Source organism: Thioclava sp. JM3, assembly GCF_002213185.1.
GTDB classification, from domain to species: Bacteria; Pseudomonadota; Alphaproteobacteria; order Rhodobacterales; family Rhodobacteraceae; genus Thioclava; species Thioclava nitratireducens.
This window is the reverse complement of record NZ_NBOB01000006.1, coordinates 38,107-56,130: the sequence shown is the minus strand read 5'-3', so window position 1 is coordinate 56,130 and position 18,024 is coordinate 38,107. Positions and strand designations below refer to the sequence as shown.

Below are 18,024 nucleotides of genomic sequence, written 5' to 3'. Positions count from 1 at the left end.
CCCTGTCGCGCAGGGCCCCTCGCCTCCCACGGCTCCCACTCAGGCGGTTTTCTGCACCTGCGTGTATTCCAGCTCGACCGGCGTCGGCCGGCCGAAGATCGAGACGGTGACTTTCAGGCGGCTCGCCGCCTCGTCCACTTCCTCGACCATGCCCGAGAAGCCCTCGAAGGGCCCGTCGGTCACATTCACGTTCTCGCCGACCTCGAAGGTGATGAGGCTGCGCGGTGCCGCCTGCTCACCCGATTCGTCGACACGGCTGAGGATGCGGTTCACTTCCGCATCGCCCATCGGCATCGGCCGACCCTGCGGCCCGAGGAACCCGGTGACCCGGTTCGTCGAGTTGATCAGGTGATAACCCTTGTCGGTCATCTCCATCCGCACCAGCACGTAGCCCGGCATGAAGCGACGCTCGGAGGTCACTTTCTTGCCGCGACGCACCTCGATCACTTCTTCGGTCGGCACCAGAACCTCTTCGATCTGGTCTTCCAGACCTTGATCGATCACGGCCTGACGGATTTGCTCGGCCACTTTCTTCTCGAAGTTCGAGAGAACGCTTACCGAATACCAACGCTTCGCCATGCCGATTCTTTGCCTCTTGCCGCCGACGCCGGAGCGCCGAAAATTCCTGTTATTTCACGGTATTACCCGCGCCTCCCAGAATAAAAAACAGCGCGCACCACGCGAATCGATGCACGCCGCCTCTGGGAAAGTCCCGCCCCTTTACCGCCGGAGCCCTGTGATTTCAAGAGCGTAAGGCTGGAGCGCGATCACTTCCTCGCCGCAACTGCGAATTAGGTCTGGCGGCGAGCGCCCGGGGGCCTATCAGCTCCCGATCACCTGCGTCACGCCGAGACGGATCACCCAGTCCACCAGCGAGAAGAAGATTGCCGTCAGTGCCGCCATCGCCAGCACCATGCCGGTCGTCAGCAGAACTTCGCGGCGGCTCGGCCAAGCCACCTTGCCCGCTTCCGAGCGCACCTGCTGGAGAAACTGGAGTGGGTTTGCCATCGTCGTCGTTCCTTACGCGCCCAATGCGGCGCCCTTGAGCCGAAAAAACCGCGCCGCTTTCGGCGCAACTGCCGCCAGATACTTGCTCCCCTCGCGGATTTCAAGGCTGTTGCGCCTTCCTGCCCCCGCGCAAGCGTCATGCGCGGGCTGCAAGGCGGCTTTGAGGACGGAAATTTGCTCGTCCCGCGTGGAAGTTGATGTCCGCAAACGCACGCGGTCGCAGTTTCACAGGAGCCTTCAATGCCCGCAATCCTCAACCGCTACGCCACGCCGCTCATCACCGGTCTTTTTCTCGTATCGCTGGTTTCGGGAATCGCCCTTTTCTTCCATTGGGGCAGCGCGTGGTTTCACGGGATGCATGAATGGCTCTCGATGGTTTTGATCGTGCCTTTCGGACTGCACATCTGGAAGAACTGGCGACCGATGAGCTGCTACCTGAAGCGCGCACCCATGGCGCTGGCGCTTGCCCTCTCCCTCGTCGCGGCACTCGCCTTCGCGCTTCCCTCCGTCATCGGGCCGGAGAACGGCGCGCGCCGGGGTCCGCCGCAATTCGCGATCGCCCAAGCGCTGTTCGACGCACCGCTGTCCGAGGCCGCCCCGGTGCTGGGAATCTCGGGAACGGATGCCGCCGCCAAACTGGGCGCCACCGTGACGCAAAGCCTGACTGAAATCGCCGCGGCGCAGGCCAGCTCCGCCGCGGCGCTGGCCGAACAATTGATGGTGCAGCCGTAATGACGCCGGCCGCGTCAACCGCCAATTTCCGGGTGGCGCGGAGTGTTGCGATTATCGCCGGCGATGGACAGGGGCTTATCCATCAAAAATTGACTTTTCTCGAAGACAATTTTGGCATGTCGACTTTCGCCCCGCCCCCGTCCGCCGTCTCGTTCCTCCACCGCCTGCGCGGCTATCGCGGCGCGCTCGAGCGGCTCGAGCGGCTCGAGAACGGAAGGGTAATCGGTTGGCTCGCGAAGACAGGCGACAGCGCCTCGCTCGATATCGAGATCCACTGTAACGCTGGGCGGCTCGGGTCGGGGCGCGCGGCAATGTTTCGCGCCGATCTTGTGCAGGCAGGCATCGGCGCGGGCAACCACGGCTTCGCGCTCCCTCTCTCGCCGGCCCTGAAGGACGCCGCAGGCGGTGCGCTCAGCCTGCACCTTCCCGGCGGCGGCCCGATTGCCTCGCTGCGCTTCGACCCCGATGCGGCACCGTGTCCGAAAGAGAGAGACGCTCTGCGGCGCCATATGCTTGGCCCGATCGTCACGCTACGCACCGCCGGGACAGAGCGGGCCCGCACTCCCCATCTGAGCGCGCAGCACCCCCTTTTCACCTCGCGCGCGAGGGAAGAGGCGCTGCCCGCACCGCTCTTTTCCTACATCGACTACGCGCGCCATCATGCGGGGATGGCGAAGCAGCTTCCTCTTGATGGCAGCGACAGTGCGGTATCGAACATTCTCCGCTGGTATCTTGAGAGCCACGCCGCGCAGCACCCGGCACAGCAAATCCCGCTGAGTCGCGCCGCGATCGACTGGCTCAATACGGAGATCCACCCCGGCGGCCCGAGCCGAGCGATGCATATCCTCGGCAAGACCGGGGACGATCGCGACACCGCGACCGCATGGGCACTTCGCGGGGCCCCGTCGCTCGGCATCGCCGATTGCCTCCTCCCCGCCAGCCTGATCGAGTCTTTGTCCCAGTCGGAAACCCCCGGCCCCTGGCCGATGACCCGCGGCCTTCTGGCCCTGCGCGAGGCCATCCCGCCGCTCGCGCAGTTTTCGCCGAAAATCGAGCGCCACCGCCGGATGCTGCATGTGCTCGCGATGATCCTCGCGGTCGAACGGCCCGAGATCTTGCTGTTCCTGCGTCGAAGTGAAACGAAGATGCTTCTCGAAGGCGGTCGCCTCTCGGATGTCTGCGCGCGGCTGCATCCCGGCCCGCCGATCACCCGCGCGCACTATGCAGCGGCGCTGCGCGAGAATGGGTTCGACCTCGACAGCATGGCGTTCCTGCGCGCACCCGGCGGCCATCGTCTCGCGGCTGCCACCCGCCCTGCCCCGAAGGGCGTCCCGGTCGATGTTCAAGTCCTTGGCCCCTTCGCGAAAGCCTCCGGACTGGGCCAATCGACGCGGCTCTCGCATGACATTTTGTCCCGCTGCGACGTCACGCTCAACGCGGTGGAAAGCGCGCGCGACAATCCGACGCCAGCGCAAGGCGGAACCAAGACCGCCGTATCCCGCCCCGCGCGGATCAACCTCCTGCACCTGAATGCACACGCGATCCCCCCGGTCTTCTCCTTCGATGCCGACTGTTACTCCGACGCCTACAATATCGCCTATATGCATTGGGAATTGAACCGAGCCCCTGCCTGCCATCGCCTCGCCCTCGATCTGATCGACGAGGTCTGGGTGCCCTCGGAATATTGCGCCGAGATTTACCGCAAGGCGACCGATAAGCCGGTGGTGAATGTCGGGATGTGCTATCCTGAACCGCCCGCCATCGACCGGGGCCACGCGCGCAGCGCCCTGCGCCGACGCAACGATTGGCCCGAGCAATGCTTCGTCTGCCTCGCCAGTTTCGACAGTTTCTCGTTCGTACAACGGAAGAACCCGCTCGGCACGATCCACGCCTTCCGCGCGGCCTTTGCCGAGGATGCGGAGGTGCGCCTACTGATCAAGACGCAGAATCGCGGCCGTATCTGCGATCCGGCGCAAGCCATGCTTTGGTCCGAAATCGAGCGGCTCCTGGCGACGGACCCGCGCATCTCTTTGCTCGACGAGACGCTCGATCACGCGGAAGTGCTGGAGCTGATGACCGGTGCGGACCTCTACGTATCGCTGCATCGCTCCGAGGGCTGGGGGTTCGGTATGCTCGAGGCGATGGTGCTTGGCGTGCCGGTCCTATGCACGGGTTATTCCGGCAATCTGGAATTCTGCAACGAAGAGACCGCGTGGCTTGTACCTGCGACCGAAGTCGAAGTCGCGCCGCAGGACTATCTCTATGTCGAACCGGGGATGCGCTGGGGCGAGCCCGATCACGCCGCCGCGGTCGCCCAATTACAAGCCGCGCGCAGCCACCCGGATGCGCGCAAGAAAAAGGCGGCGCAGGCCGAAGCCTTCGTGCGCCGCCATTTCTCCGCCGATGCGATCGCCGCGCGCTACAGTGTCCGCCTGTCCGAGATTTTCATCCGGCTCGACGGGGCGCACAAACCGCTCGCTCGCCCCGCCGATTAAGCGTCACACCCAGCGCCCGATCGCGGTGACGCTCAGATCGCAACTCTCACCGCTGAGGAAACTCGCGCCATTCGCGGCATAGACCACGGCGCGCGCGCCCGAACTCGTGACGGCCTCGACTCCCGCGAAGGAGAGCGCACCCGCACTAATGGCACTGCCTGCCGCGAGGCTGTCCGCATCGAGCGCGACACTCAGACAGGGCGCCTGCGCGAATTGCGCCGGATAAGCCCAGTCCTCCTTGAGCGCCCAATCCGCGACGTAACTAAGGCTCAGCTGCGCCGAACAAATCTGCGTGCCATCGGCAAAGCGGATGTAATCGCCCGAGGCGGTGCTGCCCTGCTCGATGACGGCACCCGTCGATACGCCGCCGACCTGCGCGACCGTGCCGACGACGCCGCTGCCTGTCAGCGCTCCGTCGATCACCGCGCCTTGCGACATCGTCGCGCGCCCGGTGGCCGCGTCGATGCGCAGACCCTCGAACCATGTCGCGCCATCCGCACTCGCCTTGATCGCGAAGTCGTCGCTGCCCGCCAGTCCCATTTCGGCCCGGCCAGACCAGTTCGACTGGAACAGCAGGCTCGCCGTCTCCGCCGCCGCTGCCTTGTTCAGCTTGAGCTGATGACCCGCCCCGGCATGGCTCAGCAGCGAAGCCTCTGCAGCAACCGAAAACCGGTTCACCGCATCATAGCCAGTCATGATCCCGACACCGTCGAGTTGGCTCAACTCCGGCAACGGCGGCACGTCCCAGGCGCCTGCTGCGAAGACCAGTTCCACCGCCTCATCCAGCACGAAAGCGCACCAGCCCTCACGCGGGCTCAGAAATTGCCAAGCCCCGGTCGAGAAGATCGCAAGCGCGCCGTCGTGCCCCGCCCATGCGCCCAGCGCACCGGCTGGCACGAGATACCTCGCCCCCTCGGATGGACCGGTCGGAGGTTCGCTTACACTGCGCGAAATCACCGCAAGCTGCACAAGCGTATCGAGCCGTTGCAGCGCCTCGTTATGGGTGACGTGTTTCTGGGCTTGGCTGCCAAGGATGAGCGGCAGCGCGAGATTGGCGGTCTGATCGGGCATCGGGATTTCCTGCGATGGTTGCGATGGGACCGACGATAGGAATCTGGCGTTAACTGTATCTGAGAGCGGCGCACGGTGCTTGCCTGTCCCCCCCCTCCCCCTAGGGTCGACGCGATTGCAACGGCGCGACAATCGAGGACTTATGGCACCGAAATTTGGCACCAGCGGGCTGCGCGGCCTTGTCACCGAACTGACCGACGCGCTGGTCACCGATTACACCCGCGCGTTCCTGTCTGCCTGCCCGCAGGGCAGAGCCGTCCATGTGGGCTGGGACTTGCGCCCTTCCTCCCCAGCGATCGCCGAGACCGTCATCGCCGCAATCCGCGACGCCGGTCTCACCGCGATCCGCGAGGGCGCGCTCCCTACCCCCGCGCTCGCGCTCGCATCGATGGGGGCGGGCAACGCCGCGATCATGGTCACCGGCAGCCACATCCCCGCCGATCGCAACGGGCTGAAATTCTACGTCCCGCATGGCGAGATCGCGAAAGAGGACGAGGCCGCCATCCTCGACCGGCTCGGTCAGGACCATCCCGTGACCGAGAAGTGCGGCTCCGAAATCCCCGGGGCAGATACCGCGGCGCACTACATCGCCCGCTATGTCGACGCCTTCGGCTCGGAGGCTCTCGAGGGCCTGCGCATCGGCGTCTATCAACACAGCTCGGTCGCTCGCGACATCCTGGTCACCGCGATCGAGGCGATGGGCGCGACCGCTGTTCCGCTCGCCCGATCGGACGAGTTCATCCCCGTCGACACCGAGGCGATCGCCCCCGAGACTCGCGAAACATTGCAAGGCTGGTGCACCGAGCAACGGCTGGATGCGGTGATCTCGACCGATGGCGATGCCGACCGCCCGATGTTGACCGACGAGACCGGCACGCTGATCCCCGGCGACGTGCTGGGGGCGCTGACCGCGCGGCTTCTCGGGGCGAAAATCCTCTGCACCCCGGTCTCCGCCAATACGATGGTCGACGCGATGCCAGAATTCGACAGCATTCATCGCACTAAGATCGGATCGCCCTTCGTGATCGCCGCGATGGGGGCCGCCCGCGCTGCCGATCCAGCCGCGAAGGTCGTAGGCTATGAGCCCAATGGCGGCTTCCTTCTTGGCTTCACCGCAACGGGCCCTGTCGGGCAGATCGCGCCGCTCGCAACGCGCGATTGTCTGCTACCGATCGTCGCTCCGCTGGTCGCAGCGAAAAAGGCCGGCACCGCCCTCAGCGGACTTGTCGCCCAGCTGCCCGCCCGCTTCACCGCAGCCGACCGGGTCGCCGAAGTCTCGACCGACCGCTCGCGCGCCTTCATTGATCGCCTCGCGGCCGATCCCGTCGCACGGACGGAATTCTTCAGCGATTTCGACCCGGCCGAGCGGATCGACCAGACCGACGGTCTGCGCCTAACCTTCCCTTCGGGCGAGATCGTCCATCTGCGGCCCTCTGGCAACGCTCCTGAATGCCGCTGCTACGCCGAAGCCGCGACGCCCGAGCGCGCAGAGAGCCTTGTCGCAAGCTACCTCGCCGCACTACGAACGGAACTCACCTAGCCCGAGAGGTCGAACATCCCGTCGGAGAACAGGCCGAGATCGGTGTCGATGAACTCGACCGTGACGCCCTGATCGGAGAACGTCACGCCGGAGCCGGTCTCGACCATATGGTGGCGGGCCTCTGCGGCAGAGCTGTAGTTGAACCCCTCGAAGCTCAGCTGATCCCAGGGTTCGATATCGATGATGACGTGATGCCCGTCTTCATCAGCGCGGAACACGAACTGATCCGCCATCACGCCACCCTGGAGCAGGTTGTACCCGTCGCCGCCATCGAGTTGATCCTCGAAGCCGAAGGAACGGAACCAATCGATCTGCGACTGCGCCGTCTGGGTTATCATCTCGGGGCTTTGCGCGAAGGCGGCGACGACCTTCTCGCGAGTGTAGCCTCCGCTGTCGAGTTGATCGACCCACCATGTCAGCCCTTCGCTATCCGGCGCCCGCCCAAAGACATTCTGATAGAGCAGCGAGACGAAACCGGCATCGTCGAGACTGCCGTAAGTTGCGGTGAATTCCGGCGAGTTGACGAAGCCCGAGACCACGTCGAGAAACTCCATTCCGTCGGCCTGCATCTCGCTCCAATATATCATCCCGCCGAGATTCGGCTCGCGCCCGAGCGTCGCCTGATACAGGCGAAACACATCGTCGGTGAAATCCGTCTGAGTGCTGGCCTGGCTCAGGAGAAGCGTGTCGATTTCCGTGGCCTTCCTAAATTCCGGGCTTTCCGAAAATCCCAAGACAACCTCCTCCCGGCTTCGTTCCCCCCGATCGAGCTGGTCGAGCCAATAGCTCAGCCCCCCGCTATCGGGGTTTCGATCCAGCACGTTCTGGTAAAGCAGTGTCAGAAACTCCGCGTCGCTCGTCTGCGCGTAGTTCGACTGGAATTCCGGCGAGTTGATGAATCGGTCCGCGACTTCCTGCAGATCGATCGCGCCACTCGACAGAAGGTCCGTCCAATAGTGCAGACCGTTTCCATCGGGCGCCCGGTCAAGCGTCGCCTGATAGACCCGGAACACCTGTGCCGCGAACGGATCGTAGCTGCGATCGATCCGTCCGCCATTTAGCAGGTCATCCCCGCCCATGCCTTGCAGGATATCCGCCCCGTCATTGCCGACCAGCAGATCGTCCCCGCCGCGCCCATCTATGATATCGCCCTGCGCTGTACCTTCTTTGTGGATATCGCCGACCTCGAGCGGGTTGATCGCGGAATGCCACAGATCGCGCAGCTCCGAGGTTTCGAAATCCGCGGCGCTCAGGCTTGAGCCATTCGCGGTATTCAAGATCACCCGTTCGTCGCCGATCCGAATATCCGCCCCCGTCGCGGTCGGGGTAATGTCCAAAGCCTCCTTGGTGTAGAACCAGGCCATGCTCGAGAGGTCGAGCCGATCGATGCCGGGCTCGTAATCCATGATGAAATCCGTGCGCCCATCCGCATCGAGCACGAAGACGTCCCCCCCTTCGCCCCCCCAAAGCGTATCCACACCGCCGCCGTCTTGCACGATGTCCGCCCCTGCCCCACCGTGGATTTCGTCATCGCCTGCGCCGCCGGAAATCTGATCGTTTCCCGCCCCACCTTTCACGGTTTCGCCGCCATCGCCAAGCTTCAGCGCCAGACCGGCAGGGCCCAACTCCACCTTGATATGGCTGATCCCCATTCCCTGATCGCTCGCGCTCGCTGACACGTCGCCCGCCACGAAAATATCGAGCCCGGTCGCATCCGCGATCATCGCCGCCGCAGCCGGATCGGTCAGCGCGGTTTCGATCTCGTCCGCCAAGGTCCCGATCTGGACCAGTTTGCCGCCGGGCAGCAGCGTAAGCAGGCTGACCCCGTCATCGGCGCCTCCGGCCAGCACATAGACCTGATCGCCCATCGTCACGGTTTCGAGCGTCGTCACGCCCTCGAACCGCGTGCCGAGGTCGTCATTGATCTGATCGGTGACCTCCATCCGCCCGCCCGGACCGAGCGCCACGACAGAAATCGAGCTTGTGCCCGCCGCTCCTAGAAGCGCATAAGCCTGACCGCCCACATGGACCGTCTCGATCGAATTAGGGGTGTTGATGAAGAGGCCGTCGCGCGCATCGATCTGACTGGCGATCTTCAGCTGTCCCTGCTTATCGAGCGCGAGCGTGGTCAGCGAATTATCCGTAGCCGAGGCGGCCAGAACGTATTGCGCCCCGTCGATCTCGACCGTGCCGAGAGTATGGACATCATTCGCTGACCAAGCGGCGCCCGCAGCGCCCTGCGCGATCTCTGTCATCCGGCCTCCGGCACCCATCTGCCAGACATGCAGCCCGCTCCCATGCGCCAGGGCGCCGACGAAAAAGCTCTGCGCGTCGAGTTGCAGCGGCGCGATCGCAAGCACCGCACCCGGCGCAACCGCCCCCGGCAGCGTAAACACATCGCTGATTCCACCGTCATTCTGGTTTAGCCAGACCGCTTGAAACGCGCCCGATGCCGAACCGGTCGCCATCAAGGCAGGACTGCCGTCGATCGAGATCTCGGTCAGCCTCCCGGCTGCATCCAGTCCCGCACTTTCGCTCAGATAAGCCAGATCGCTCGAATTCAGCCGCGCGGTCAGCGGAAGCTGCGCGATGCCGCCTGGCGCATTGGAAATCGAGTAAAGCGTCGGCCCCGTCTCACCCTGCACGAGAAGCAGGTCGGTGATCGACGTCATGAAATTTTCCGCACCATTCGTTACGGTCGCGACCGGCGTCAATTGAGGCATAGCCACCTCCGTTTTCAACGTTCTCACTGTTTCAAGGATGAGGCGCGGCTGGGCTCAGAGCGCGGAGGGAAAGCGGCCCGAAAATGGTTTTTTCTCAATATTTTAATAGAATTCAACGGCTGACATCGCCCAACTCAAAGCATATTGCGTTCGTGGCAGGCAATCGCGGCATTGAGATCGTCGAAAAACTCAAGCCGTCCACGCTCGAGCACCGCGCCGCAATCGCAAATCTCGCGCAACTGGTTCATCGAGTGGCTGACCACAATCGCTCCGGCTTCTTTCAGCCGGTCGCGAAACAGGGCTGCGCTCTTCTCGCGAAACGCCGCATCGCCGACCGCCGTGATCTCGTCGACGAGATAGGTGTCAAAACTGATCGCCATCGACGCCGCAAAGGCCAATCGCGCGCGCATCCCGGAAGAATAGCTGCGCAGCGGCATTCGGAAATGCAGCCCGAGCTCTGCAGTCTCCTCCACGAAGGCCACCATCTCATCCGTATCCACCCCGTAGATCCTCGCGATGAAGCGGCAATTTTGCGCGCCTGTCAGGTCATTGTGAAACGACCCTGCGAAGCCGACAGGAAAGGAGACGCTGCCCCGCGTGATCACCCGGCCCCGATCGGGCCGTGCGGTCCCCGCTATCATTTGCAGAAGCGTTGATTTCCCCGCCCCGTTGCGCCCCAGAAGTGCGACGGATCGCCCGCTGGGAAAGCTCGCGCAGATATCGAGCGCCACGATTTTCTCGCCACCGGGAACGCGGAAGCTCTTGCCGAGATTTTGCAGCCGGATCATCGCGGTTACCGACGGTCCCGGATCGCATAGCCCGCCAGCACGCCAATCGCCCAAAGCAAAATCAAGCTGCCCGCGATCAGCGCAAGAAGCGTTTCGCGGCGTGGATATTCGGCGCTCTCAGCGAGGGTCGGCGCCATGAATGTCGCGAGAAAACGGCTCTTGCGGCGCGCCTCGGCCTCCGCCGCCTCAAAGCTCGCACGCGTTGCCGCATAGGCACGCTCTGCGAATTCGCGCTCCGTCATGAGCCGCTCGAATTCGCCCACGATGCTTGCATAGGCTTCGTCCTTCGTGCCGCCCTCGATGCCAAGCTTGCGCCGTTCCGCCACGATCCGTTTCTCGATCACCGCCAGCCGCCGCTCGGCCTGCTTCAACCGCGGATCCGTACCGCTGCGCACGGTGCCGCGTAGTAGATCGCTCTCGATCATCACATGCGCCTGCTGCTCGAGCAGCGATCCCAGAACCCCAGCTTGGCTTTGCAAATCCATCTCCGGGCTGATCAGTTGATGGCGATTGCGGAAGGTGGTGAGTGCCATGCGCGCCGCCTTCAGTCGCCCCTCCGCCCGCCGCAACTCGCCGCGCGCATGGCGGATCGCGTCTTCGCGCGCCGCGTTGCTGAGCCGATTAATCATCGTCGAGCTGCGGGCCATCAAGGTCTGCGCGATCCTCTGCGCCGAGACCGGGTCGAAAGCCCGCACCTCGATGTCGAGCAGCCCGGCACCCGCGCCGTGCCACACATGGACCATGCGCCGCCAATAGGCGACAAGATCCTCCAGATTGGCGTCGGTCGATAGCCCGAACACCGGATCTGATCGCTTGCGCGACCAAATCGCTCTCAGATCGAGCGCATCGTCGATCTCGGCGACAAGGCTGGGGCTTTGAATAAACTCATACAGAATATCCGTATCGTCCGAAGACGCCCCCGACAGGCTGGATAGCCCGCCGAAAATATCGAATGCCGGGCCGGCCTCCTTGCGCTGAACCGTAAAGCCGACGCGGGAGACGAACTGATCTGCAGCCTGCGCGTAAAGAAAACAGGCAGCGGCCAGAACCGGCGCGACCACCAGCGCCACGAAGCTCAACCCCACCGCATGATGGCGCCGCCGCCAACGCGCCTTGCGGGCAGGCGGGGCGTAAGCGCTCGGCGCTGGTCGTAGCGGCTGGGAGACCTCGCGCAACCCCGCCCCCGTCGCGAGAACGGGCGCGGCACGCGCAGGCTCGTTAACCGCGTGTTTCACAATTGGCTCCACTATTGATCGCATCGGATCCCAGCGAACACGATCCGAATTGAAAACCGGTAAACGAGGCTCGAAATGTTTTTCTCACATGCGCCCAGTCCCCCCAACCGGTCCTTCCCGGCTCTTCGTGCGATCGGCGCGCTCATCTTGCGCGAGATGTCCGCCAGCTACGGCCGCTCGCCGGGGGGCTATCTCTGGGCTCTCCTCGAGCCGGTCGGCGGCATCGCCTTGCTCACTCTTTTCTTTTCGTTGACCTTCCATGCTCCGCCGCTCGGAGCCAGTTTCGCGCTTTTCTATGCGACAGGGCTACTGCCCTTCATGCTGTTTTCGGAGGTCCAATCGAAAGTCGCCAACGCGCTCACCTACTCGCGCGCCCTTCTGGCCTATCCGACGGTGAGCTTTCTCGATGCACTCATCGCGCGACTCGTTTTGAACGCACTCACGAAACTCATCGTCTCTTACCTAGTTCTTCAGGGCTGCCTGCTGATCTTCGACTCCCGCGCGAGCCCTGATCCGCTGCGGATATTCGAGGCGGCGAGTCTTGCCGTGCTGTTGTCCTTCGGCATCGGAACGCTCAACTGTTTTCTCTTCCTGCGCATCCCTGTCTGGCAGCAGATATGGTCGATCCTGATGCGACCTATGTTCCTGATATCCGGTGTGTTTTTCCTCACCGATCACCTGCCGACGTGGGCCGCAGACGTCCTGTGGTTCAACCCGCTCGTACATGTCATCGGCTATCTTAGGCACGGGATCTTCCCGACCTACGAACCCGATCATCTTTCCGCGCCTTGGGTCATCGGCGTATCACTCGTGGCGCTGGCCATCGGCCTTCTGGCGCTCAGGACGCGTTACCGGGATCTCCTCGCAAGGTGAGCGTTGCGGACCGGCGCGAAGGCGCACCGAACAGCGCGGCACGCCACCGACCACAACGGTCCTTGTGCAGAAGGGTATCGAGACGCTTTGCGATCAACCGATCGAGTTCTCCAAGCGTTGCGTCCGCTGGCCATGACCCAGAGAGGAGCCGCCCCGCAAAGATGCGCAATTCGTCGAGATCGTCTAGCTGTGCAGGACCTTTCTCTATTTCGGGATGATAGGGATAGGGTGAAGCCCAGAACGGATCGTCGCATATGGCCTCCGCCTGGGTCGCAGGTAACACGCGCTCGAGCTTTTGGCGCTGGGTCTGCGCGATCTCCTGCAGCGTCTCCACGTGATGCGGCGCGATTGCCCACGCGCGGCGAAGCATAGGCCCCGCCGCCGAACGCCTCTGCAACAGGAACTCGATTTCGGCGCGATGGGTATCTGGGCGGAAGCGCCGATTGCGCAGTAGGAAACCAATCTGCGCCGCGCTGCCAGTTCTGTGACGCTGCCGGGACGGCTGGCTCGATGTTTGAAAGAGAGCATCGGTGTAAGCGACGGCGTCTTGCCCTACCGGGGCGACCTGCAAGCGAACATTGGGAATACGCACCCAAGCCGCGAGATCGGCACCGAAGCTATAAGGACACCGCCAGGCGCGCAGCCAATCGTCAAAGCAGGGACGGCTCCAGACGCCCCACTGCCAGAACGCCGCATTCATCCATGTCAAAGGCGGCCGCAGGAAGGCCAACACGGTGACGGGCGGATGGCCAAGGTCGGCGAGCAGCGACGCAAAAATTTCGGGGCGCCGAATCCATCCCTCATTCGAGAAAAACGGGATGTAGCCGCCTCTGTGGGCGCGCGCCATTTCTCTCTGGAGGAAAGCGGCGAAGGGGCTTGCCCCGACCTCGCGACCCGGATCTGGCATCGAGACATATCCGTAAGGAGAAAGCGCCGCGGCATGTGACACGGCCCTGCCGCGCAGCGGCATCACCAATCCCCTGACCTTCGCCGCGCCGATATAGCGCACGCGATGTCCGGTGCGTGACGCCCTGTCCGGGCGTACGCTCCATGCCGATTGAAGGGCCGAACTGCCGCATTTCGGAGCGCCGACGTGGAAGACAGCAAGACTGTCCTCGAATGTCATGCCACCCACCTTTCGCAGTCGGGCTGTCCGAGCAGGCGACCCATGTCGACATCCGATGGATACCGTGGCAGCGGCAAAACGCATCCCTGCCTGCCCGCAGCCCTGACCGCCTCAGCCTGTGCGCCGAGATCGAAACAGGTCACCGGCAGGCCGGTGCCGAGGGCCTCGTGCGTCGTGAACGAAAAGGTCTCCGGCCAGAGCGACGGGATAAACCACCGATCGATTCCGTGATGCGCAACGAGTATCGGCAAGTCAGACCGCTCGAACGGCCCATGGATGTGGTTCGGCGCGTCAAGATGAAACCGCGGATCGAGAGTCCCCAGTAGCACGAGCCGCGCGCGCCCGTCAGCGATGCACGCATCGCCTACGGTTTCCACGACCGAGGCTCCCTTGTGCAGGCCGATATGGCCAAGCACGCCAATAACGGGCTGCGCAGATCTGTCAGCATTCGAGGAGGTGCCGGAGTTCGCCAGTTGCCTGTGATGCGGATAGGTCAGAGGTGCAGGTCGCCTCCTGTCATGCGGCTTGCAGTCTATCTTATCCGCAAGGTCGGGGCGAACCGACGCAACGATGCCAGCGGAACTGTGCGAGAAAACGCGCAAGCGCGTCGCCGCGGTCATTGCGGCACCCCATGCAGCTTCCCATTCCGATCGGTCGCCGCTTGAATGCGCGCGAGGCGGCTTTCGGAATCCGGCGCGCAGATCGATACGCACCGGGATGTCGCGCAGACTGGGCCCCTCTTCCAGGAGGGTGTATGCCTCACTGAGAGGGAAATAGTCGTGGAAAAGAATGTCGAGTTGGTGCCCTCGGGACAGATCGACTAACAGCTCTGGGATTTCGAGCGGCGCCGAATGACCGACGCCGCAGGAATAGATTACGTGGCGTTCTGGAAGGACCTGCAGCAGAGAAAGGACCGCTGCCCGATCCGCCGTCTCTGTGATGCATAGGCCGAGCGGGTCGTGAAGCTCGATGGACCAGCGAGCCGTACCGCCGACACGCAGAACGATGCCGCGCCGCCCGGCGCGAAGCTCCGCGGCGATTTCCTCACGCAACCGAATCTCTGCGCCGCCACCAAGGGAATGCCCGAGCCAGATTTTGAGCGGCGCGGCCTGCAATGCGCCCGCACGCGCCAAGGCAAGCACAAAACGAGGAGCTGCGAGCGGGTCGCGGCTAAGAAACCGATCGACCGCGCGCGGATAACTCGGATAGCGCCGCTCGATCTTCGCGTGATTGCGTTCCACCAGTTTCTGGCGCGCCGACGGACCGAAGGAGGCACTGCCCCGATGCTCGACGAAAAGCGAGCTTATCCCGACATGGCGCCCCCCGAGCCGCCGTACCCTTTGGCACCAATCCGTCTCCTCTCCGTAGCCGCGCCCGAACCCCGGATCGAAGCACGGGAGTTGGGAAAGAAAGCGGGGTGCGAGCGCCATGCAAAAACCGATCCCGGTGGGCAGATCGGCGCGCGCTTGCGAAGGTTCCAACTTCGCGGCGACGGCATCGATCTCATCGACGGCCCCGGGCGGGAGATCGCTCCGCGTACCAGGCATCGGCACCGACAATATCTGCGCGTCATTCGACATTGGCGTCACGCTTGCCACCTCAGGGTCGGTGAGCGGCTCCACAAGCCGCGACGCCCAGCCCGCAGGCACGAAGACATCCGAATTCAGCAAGACCACGGGACGGTCTGGGAAGCGATTCAGGACCTCCTCATACCCGCGATTGACGGAGGCGACGAAGCCCAGATTCGCTGCATTTTCCAGAAGCGTCACGTTGGCTTGGGCCTTACACCAATCGCGCAAAAACGGCCGCATCTCGGGATCGGTCGAGCGATCTTCGACCACGATCATGTGCCAATCGAGATCCGTATGCCGAACGATGCGATCGAGCGTCTCGCGCAGCAGATTCCGCGCGTTGAAAACTGGCAAGACAATCACGATCGCGGGGGAAGCCGGCGGTTCGTCAGGCGGTCCGGTGCGCAACAAGTCGGACGGTAGAAGCGCACCTCGCGATTGCGCCACAAACCCCAGTGCCGACTTCACCCTCATCCCCGCGGAACTGTCGCCGCGGCTTCGCCATCGCCAGATGTCGCCGGCATGAGAGGCGAGCCGCCAAAGAAATATCGGCGCAATACGCAGCTGCCCGAAAGTGAGACGAAGGCGTCCGATCGGCGGCAAGGTCCAGCTTTCGTTTCCCTGCCCTTCGGCTCCTTTACCGGGAATGGCCAGTTCTACCCGACCGGGCCAAAACGGCAGATCGAAGGCGAATTTCGCCACCCCTGAAGCGTCGGGTTCAAGGGCGCATCGTTGCGTCACGCAGTCCAACCGCAAGACCAGCTCCGGAGCGGCGATTCGCCCCTCCAGCCGAAGACGGTTTCCGCTATACTCATATCGCGTGACATGCAGGCCCCAAGCTTCTGCGCGCGCGCCCAAACCGCCCATAGTCCGAGAGATTCGGAGATTCGCGTCGGCATATCGATGAAAGACCCGGAAAATTCTGCCCAGCACAACGATTCCTCGCGATAGCGTCCGAAATCGGCGTCAGGTGACGCCATCTTTCGGAACGTTACGCGAACGAACGTAAATTTTCAGGAAACGGCTGGCAGGGGCAGAGGGACTCGAACCCGCGACCCTCGGTTTTGGAGACCGATGCTCTACCAACTGAGCTATACCCCTAGGCCGTGGCGTGGGTGCTAAAGTCTCGCGCGACCGAAATCAAGTACCTTTCCACCGATCTCTCGCATTTCCCCGCCGAAGAAATCGCCGTGGAACGCAAGCCGAGCACAGATCGTTTTTCCTCCGAACCCGCGCAAGCTGCGCCTCTGGAAAGGAAAGCATATGCCCAAGATTACCGAAGCCCGCATTCTGATCATGGCCACCGATGGTTTCGAGCAGGCCGAATTGACCGTTCCGCGCGACAAGCTGATCGAAGCAGGCGCGCAGATCGACATCGCCTCGCTCGACGGCGAAGATATCCGCGGTTGGGACGAAACCGACTGGGGCGAAACCGTTTCGGTACAGCGCAAGATCTCCGATGTCGATGCGTCAAATTACGATGCGATCGTTCTACCCGGCGGTCAGATCAACCCCGACCTTCTTCGTGTCGAGAAAAGCGCGCTGGACCTGCTGCGCAATTTCTATGACCAGGGGAAGGTTGTAGCCGCGGTCTGCCACGCACCTTGGCTTCTGATCGAAACCGGGATCGCCAAGGGGCGCAAGATGACCTCGTATCACTCGGTGCGCACCGATGTCGAAAACGCCGGTGGCGAATGGATCAACGAATCCGTGGTTTCCGACAATGGCGTCGTCACCTCGCGCAACCCGAAGGATCTCGACGATTTCGTCGCAAAGATCATCGAGGAGGTGCAGGAAGGTCGCCACATGCGCGACGCCGCCTGATCGCGTGAATTACCGCTTCCTGCGCTTCGAATAGAGGCGCAGGAGGCCCATGACCATCAACTGCACGGCGACGATCACCACGCAGACGATCACCAGATAATTGAACGCATTGTCGGAATTCAGCCCCGGCATCCCGCCGATGTTGACTCCGAAGAGGCCTGTAAGAAACCCGAGCGGCAGGAAGATCGTGGAGACCACCGACAGCACGAAGGTGTTGCGGTTCACCCGATCCGACAGCTGGCTCGAGAGTTCCTCGCGGAGCACCTGTGCCTGATCGCGCAGCTCGTCCATATCTTCCGAAATCCGCGTCATCTTCAACGCTTCTTCCTCGATCTCGCGCCGCGTGACCTCGTCGATGATCGGGCTCTCCGCCTGCGTCAGACGGATCAGGGCTTCGCGTTGCGGCGCGAGGTAACGCCGCGCCGCGATCACCTGCAGCCGCAGGTCGAGAACGTCGCGGCGCATGTGATCGGCGTGCCCGCCATAGACCTGATCCTCTAGCGTTTCGGCGCGTTCGTCCAATTCGCTCTGGAACACTCCGATATTGCCGACGATATCCTCGGTGAGTTGCACGAGGAAGCTGCCCGCGTCGCTGGGCCCTTGGCCGTCGCGGATCGCTACGTTCATGTGCTCGATCGCGCGCACGCGCTTGCGCGAGATCGTCAGGATGCGCTGCCGGTCGAGATACATCCGCAGCGAGACCATATCCTCGGGGTCTTCGCCCTCGTTGAAGTTGATCGCGCGCAGGATCACCAGAAGCCCCTCGCCGATCTGGCTCATGCGCGGGCGCGTATCGACATCGAGCAACGCCTCCACCGCCTGCGGGTCGAGGTAATCCAGCTCCTCGCGAATCCAGCGCTGCGCCTGCGGGTGCGTCCCGTCCAGATGCGCCCAGGCGAGCCGTTCGTCCCGTAGCGCCTCGACGATATCGGCAGGCCCGTCAGGATCGGGCGCGCCCGAGAGGATATGCGAGAAGAGGATCGGGCTGTTGGTCATCCGGGCTCCGGGCGAAATCGTAGCGTTGCCCAGAGCCTAGCG

14 protein-coding genes and 1 tRNA gene are annotated in these 18,024 nt (G+C 63.3%); 5 read left to right on the top strand and 10 right to left on the bottom strand.

Features of this window, described 5'->3' with window-relative positions; all coding sequences use genetic code 11:
* Window positions 1–39 precede the first annotated feature (39 nt).
* Together nusG and secE are read right to left on the bottom strand one after the other, a co-directional pair.
* Window positions 40–579: a transcription termination/antitermination protein NusG gene (gene nusG, locus B6V73_RS12250; RefSeq protein ID WP_075773825.1), complete on the bottom strand. Its 540-nt coding sequence runs from the start codon at window positions 577–579 to the stop codon at window positions 40–42.
* 243 nt (window positions 580–822) lie between these two features.
* Window positions 823–1,008: a preprotein translocase subunit SecE gene (gene secE, locus B6V73_RS12245; RefSeq protein WP_075773824.1), complete on the bottom strand. Its 186-nt coding sequence runs from the start codon at window positions 1,006–1,008 to the stop codon at window positions 823–825.
* Between the two features lie 240 nt (window positions 1,009–1,248).
* On the opposite strand from secE, the gene B6V73_RS12240 reads away from it, so the two are divergent.
* Both B6V73_RS12240 and B6V73_RS12235 read left to right on the top strand, forming a co-directional pair.
* Window positions 1,249–1,740 carry a DUF4405 domain-containing protein gene (locus B6V73_RS12240; protein WP_088725390.1) on the top strand — a complete coding sequence of 164 codons (492 nt, stop codon included), beginning with the start codon at window positions 1,249–1,251 and terminating at the stop codon, window positions 1,738–1,740.
* Between the two features lie 116 nt (window positions 1,741–1,856).
* Window positions 1,857–4,235, top strand: coding sequence for a glycosyltransferase (locus tag B6V73_RS12235; protein ID WP_168174896.1), 2,379 nt, complete (start codon window positions 1,857–1,859; stop codon window positions 4,233–4,235).
* A gap of 3 nt (window positions 4,236–4,238) precedes the next feature.
* Here the strand turns inward: B6V73_RS12235 and B6V73_RS12230 are convergent, their stop codons facing one another.
* Window positions 4,239–5,306, bottom strand: coding sequence for a DUF2793 domain-containing protein (locus tag B6V73_RS12230; protein ID WP_088725388.1), 1,068 nt, complete (start codon window positions 5,304–5,306; stop codon window positions 4,239–4,241).
* A 142-nt stretch (window positions 5,307–5,448) separates the two neighbouring features.
* Here B6V73_RS12230 and B6V73_RS12225 point away from each other — a divergent pair, with 142 nt between their 5' ends.
* Window positions 5,449–6,846, top strand: a complete 1,398-nt coding sequence (locus B6V73_RS12225) for a phosphomannomutase (protein ID WP_088725387.1) — start codon at window positions 5,449–5,451, stop codon at window positions 6,844–6,846.
* On the opposite strand, the gene B6V73_RS12220 is transcribed toward B6V73_RS12225, so the two are convergent.
* The 3 genes from B6V73_RS12220 to B6V73_RS12210 form a co-directional block, all read right to left on the bottom strand.
* Complete coding sequence (locus B6V73_RS12220) at window positions 6,843–9,569, bottom strand: DUF4214 domain-containing protein (protein ID WP_088725386.1); 2,727 nt, start codon at window positions 9,567–9,569, stop codon at window positions 6,843–6,845. The genes B6V73_RS12225 and B6V73_RS12220 overlap by 4 nt on opposite strands.
* A 134-nt stretch (window positions 9,570–9,703) precedes the next feature.
* Window positions 9,704–10,357 (bottom strand): ABC transporter ATP-binding protein, encoded by a 654-nt coding sequence (locus tag B6V73_RS12215; protein ID WP_075773817.1) that lies wholly within the window; start codon window positions 10,355–10,357, stop codon window positions 9,704–9,706.
* Between the two features lie 5 nt (window positions 10,358–10,362).
* Window positions 10,363–11,592 (bottom strand): hypothetical protein, encoded by a 1,230-nt coding sequence (locus tag B6V73_RS12210; RefSeq protein WP_143597901.1) that lies wholly within the window; start codon window positions 11,590–11,592, stop codon window positions 10,363–10,365.
* 75 nt (window positions 11,593–11,667) lie between these two features.
* Between B6V73_RS12210 and B6V73_RS12205 the strand changes: the two genes are divergently transcribed.
* A complete protein-coding gene (locus tag B6V73_RS12205) occupies window positions 11,668–12,465 on the top strand; it encodes an ABC transporter permease (protein WP_088725384.1) in 798 nt (265 codons plus the stop codon).
* Here B6V73_RS12205 and B6V73_RS12200 read toward each other — a convergent pair.
* The 3 genes from B6V73_RS12200 to B6V73_RS12190 form a co-directional block, all read right to left on the bottom strand.
* Window positions 12,431–13,591: a hypothetical protein gene (locus tag B6V73_RS12200; RefSeq protein ID WP_088725383.1), complete on the bottom strand. Its 1,161-nt coding sequence runs from the start codon at window positions 13,589–13,591 to the stop codon at window positions 12,431–12,433. The genes B6V73_RS12205 and B6V73_RS12200 overlap by 35 nt on opposite strands.
* The gene (locus B6V73_RS12195) at window positions 13,588–15,864 is read right to left on the bottom strand and encodes a glycosyltransferase (protein ID WP_168174895.1); all 2,277 of its coding nucleotides are present in this window, start codon (window positions 15,862–15,864) and stop codon (window positions 13,588–13,590) included. The genes B6V73_RS12200 and B6V73_RS12195 overlap by 4 nt, the downstream gene beginning before the upstream one ends.
* A 323-nt stretch (window positions 15,865–16,187) precedes the next feature.
* A tRNA-Trp gene (locus B6V73_RS12190) sits at window positions 16,188–16,263 on the bottom strand.
* 162 nt (window positions 16,264–16,425) lie between these two features.
* Here B6V73_RS12190 and B6V73_RS12185 point away from each other — a divergent pair.
* Window positions 16,426–16,986 (top strand): type 1 glutamine amidotransferase domain-containing protein, encoded by a 561-nt coding sequence (locus tag B6V73_RS12185; RefSeq protein ID WP_088725381.1) that lies wholly within the window; start codon window positions 16,426–16,428, stop codon window positions 16,984–16,986.
* Between the two features lie 9 nt (window positions 16,987–16,995).
* On the opposite strand, the gene B6V73_RS12180 is transcribed toward B6V73_RS12185, so the two are convergent.
* The gene (locus tag B6V73_RS12180; RefSeq protein ID WP_088725380.1) at window positions 16,996–17,982 is read right to left on the bottom strand and encodes a zinc transporter ZntB; all 987 of its coding nucleotides are present in this window, start codon (window positions 17,980–17,982) and stop codon (window positions 16,996–16,998) included.
* Window positions 17,983–18,024: the final 42 nt, after the last annotated feature.